Here is a 206-nt window from a genome sequence, read left to right on the forward strand (position 1 = left end):
GACCTCAACACCACCGCCTACACCCAGCCCGCACTCTTCGCCCTGCAGACCGCCCTGTTCCGGCTCCTCGAACACCACGGCATCCGCCCCGACTTCCTCACCGGACACTCCATCGGAGAACTCACCGCAGCCCACCTCGCCGGAATCTGGACCCTGCACGACGCCGCCACCCTCGTCGCCGCCCGCGGCCGCCTCATGCAAACCGC

The 206-nt window shown here is 69.4% G+C and carries 1 protein-coding gene; it reads left to right on the forward strand.

Annotation, left to right across the window (positions count from 1 at the left end):
• The coding region (locus OO69_RS48725; RefSeq protein ID WP_033287485.1) for an acyltransferase domain-containing protein at nucleotides 1-206 on the forward strand (206 nt) is incomplete at both ends.

The organism is Streptomyces sp. NRRL F-525, from assembly GCF_000716605.1.
GTDB lineage: Bacteria > Actinomycetota > Actinomycetes > Streptomycetales > Streptomycetaceae > Streptomyces.